This is a genomic window from Acinetobacter stercoris (assembly GCF_900323515.1).
In the GTDB taxonomy this organism is placed as follows: Bacteria; Pseudomonadota; Gammaproteobacteria; order Pseudomonadales; family Moraxellaceae; genus Acinetobacter; species Acinetobacter stercoris.
Genome location: NZ_OOGT01000295.1, coordinates 1 through 3,098, shown reverse-complemented (window position 1 = coordinate 3,098; position 3,098 = coordinate 1). Strand labels below are relative to the sequence as shown.

Here is a 3,098-nt window from a genome sequence, read left to right as displayed (position 1 = left end):
AAATATATCTATACCAGTTTCATATTTATTCTGCTCGTGATGGAATTGATTTTACTTAATATGATGGAAACTGTGTCGTATAAAGAAATTATTTATGACTCTATAGTGAAATGTTCGAATTTTTCCGTTTTAGTTTGGCTTGTTTGTCAAATCGCTTTCTTAATCCTAAGTGGTATTTATCTCTCTAAGAAACAATAATTTTTAATAAATGCCCTCTATTGATGATGGCATTTAGTTATTTGAATTATGAGTTGGCATTTAAGTTCAAGTGATTGAAATGAGAACTTTTAGTGCAAAATAAACCGAAAAAATTAGTGCAAAATAAAGTGTAAATTAGTGCAAAATAAACCGAAAACTTACATTTTCTTAAATTTACAGTTGATCAAACTCTATATGAAACATGGTTACCCACGTTATTTATGAGCAATTGAGAGCTTATTGTGATGTTTTAATGCAGATTCTGAGTTTAAAATTTAAAAATAAGCCTAAAATGACAAATATAAAACTTACAAAGCCATTTAAGATAAAAATAAGAAAAGACTCACATTTTTTACTAATGGGGGGATGTTACGATGAATTTTTTAGTACTCATTAATACACAAGTTGATCAACATTTAGAGGAAATACATAAGCTTATAGATAGCTATGATCACTCAATACGTATTAACAAATCCACATGGCTAATCAATACTAAATATCATTCTAAGGTGGTCAAGAAGCATCTGGCAAATATATTGAGTATTAATGATTCCATATTGATCTTTGAGGTGAGTAAAGATTGTGCTATTTCAAACAACTTAGGTGTTGAAGATTGGCTGGAAGATGTTGAAAACGATAAGCTGGATCCAGTTTTGGAATGATACTTTTGCTTAGTAATATTTTTCATATCATGTACCAATCTTGCTTTTATTTAGAAATCCATAAAAACTAAAATCCCCTATGTTAAATGGGGGATTTTTGAACTTTCATCAGTTTAATAAAACATGCCCATATTGTTCACGTAAATCACGTTTTAGCATTTTTCCTGTACCTGTTAATGGAATCGCATCGACAAAAACTACTTTGTCTGGAATTTGCCATTTTGCAACTTTGTCAGAATAATAATCTAATAACTGCTGTTCGGTGATCTGGCTATTGGGAGTTTTAATGGCAATCACTACTGGTCGTTCATCCCATTTTGGATGTGTTGCTGCAATAACTGCTGCCATTGCGATATCAGGATGTCCCATAGCGATATTTTCAAGTTCAACCGATGAGATCCATTCTCCACCAGATTTAATTAAATCTTTGGAACGATCACTTAATGTGAGATAGCCATCTTCATCTAATGTGGCAATATCACCTGTATCAAACCATCCATCTGAAGTCAGTGCACTAGATGACTTGCCAAGATATGAATCGATAATCCAATGGCCTCTGATTTGTAGGTTACCACTTGTATGACCATCATTTGCCAAGACATGTGTCCCATTCTCTTGATCTGTAATACGCAAATCAACTCCAAAAGGAGGACGTCCTTGTGAGAGTCGAAGTTTAAATTTTTCATCTTCAGACAGTAATGAGTGTTTTGCCTTCAGCTGGTTTGCAGAACCAAGTGGGCTAGTCTCAGTCATTCCCCAAGCATGTATCGTTTCACATTGATAACTATTTTTAAAGGCAGCCATCATCGCAGGAGGGCAAGCTGATCCCCCTACAACATTTCGTTTCATACTTTCTAGACGACTACCTGATTGTTTTGCGGCAGCCAATAAACCTTGCCAAATGGTAGGTACGCCTAAAGCAACAGTTACCTTGAATTCATCAATGAGCTCAACCAGACTGGCACCATCAAGACCTGGACCTGGCAGAACCAATGTTGCACCTACCATCGCTGCCGCATATGGGGTACCCCATGCATTGACATGAAACATTGGAACGACAGGTAGCATGACATCGTGAGCTGATAGGTTTAATGAATCTGGTAAACAGATCGCATAAGTATGTAGTAATGTTGAGCGATGGCTGTAAAGTGCACCTTTAGGGTTGCCAGTTGTTCCTGAGGTATAACACAATGAGCTTGCTGTGGTTTCATCAAATGATGGCCATTCAAATTCAGAAGATTGTTCTGCGATCAGTACATCATAAAACTTAACATTAGGTACGGCATCTGCCACATTCTGATCATATGCGCCTAAATAGATAAAGTGTTCAACATGAGGGGTGTGGGATTTTACACCTTTAATTAACGGTAAAAATGTTTTATCAAAGAGTACGACTTTATCCTGAGCATCATTAATAATAAAAACTAATTGTTCAGGGAAGAGCCTAGGATTAATGGTATGGCACACAAAACCACTTCCAGAAATGGCATACCAGGATTCCAGATGACGGTGATTATTCCAGGCTATAGTCGCGACACGGTCACTTTCCTTAAGTCCTAAAGCACTCAGCGCATTTGCAAAACGTTTTGAATTCTCTGAAATATGTGTCCAATCAGTTTTTGTGATTGTTCCATCTGTATTTTTGGAAATGATCGCTGTATCCCCATGATAACGTTCGGCATGCTTAATTAAACTGCTAATGAGTAGGGGCTGGAACATCATATGTCCTTGCATAGATAAATCCTTTTATTCGTGATGATTATTGATTGAATTCTTGCACGTTGTTTTGTTGATTTTTCTATTTAAAAAATTCTAAATAGAAAATATTCTTATCTTCATCCTATATATTTAAACGATTAAATCAAGATCAAAATCAGCTTTTTTTTAAGTTTTATTTGTCAATAGATTGGATACTTATTTGCTATCGTTTATTTTCTCATATATAAGTTTTTCTAATTAATGATCTTTGGTCAAGTATAAAAATGAATGAATAAAATTTGAACTATTTCACAAATTATGCTTAATATATTCATCAGTCACATGAGTGACATAGATGTTTCAGGATGAAATATCTAAAGCTAAAGTAAAATTTAAGGAGTAAGCCATGCTTCAGCTTTTAAGGAAAATTTTCTGCATACATACTTATGAATATGAACTGGATGAGAATGATGTTCAAATTAAGGAATGCAGAAAGTGTGGAGCACATCATCATTGATTTTTGATGTATTGCTATAAATA

General features: G+C 34.5%; 2 protein-coding genes. One reads left to right on the top strand and one right to left on the bottom strand.

What is annotated here, in order from left to right:
- Positions 1–572: 572 nt before the first annotated feature.
- The gene (locus tag KPC_RS18630) at positions 573–860 is read left to right on the top strand and encodes a hypothetical protein (RefSeq protein ID WP_121975825.1); all 288 of its coding nucleotides are present in this window, start codon (positions 573–575) and stop codon (positions 858–860) included.
- Between the two features lie 108 nt (positions 861–968).
- Here KPC_RS18630 and KPC_RS18625 read toward each other — a convergent pair whose 3' ends face one another.
- Positions 969–2,594: a long-chain-fatty-acid--CoA ligase gene (locus KPC_RS18625; protein WP_121975824.1), complete on the bottom strand. Its 1,626-nt coding sequence runs from the start codon at positions 2,592–2,594 to the stop codon at positions 969–971.
- Positions 2,595–3,098 lie beyond the last annotated feature (504 nt).

Excerpts from the sequence above, each read along its gene's own strand:
- KPC_RS18630 (WP_121975825.1), top strand. The coding sequence starts at position 573 with ATGAATTTTTTAGTACTCATTAATACACAAGTTGATCAACATTTAGAG.
- KPC_RS18625 (WP_121975824.1), bottom strand. The coding sequence starts at position 2,594 with ATGCAAGGACATATGATGTTCCAGCCCCTACTCATTAGCAGTTTAATT.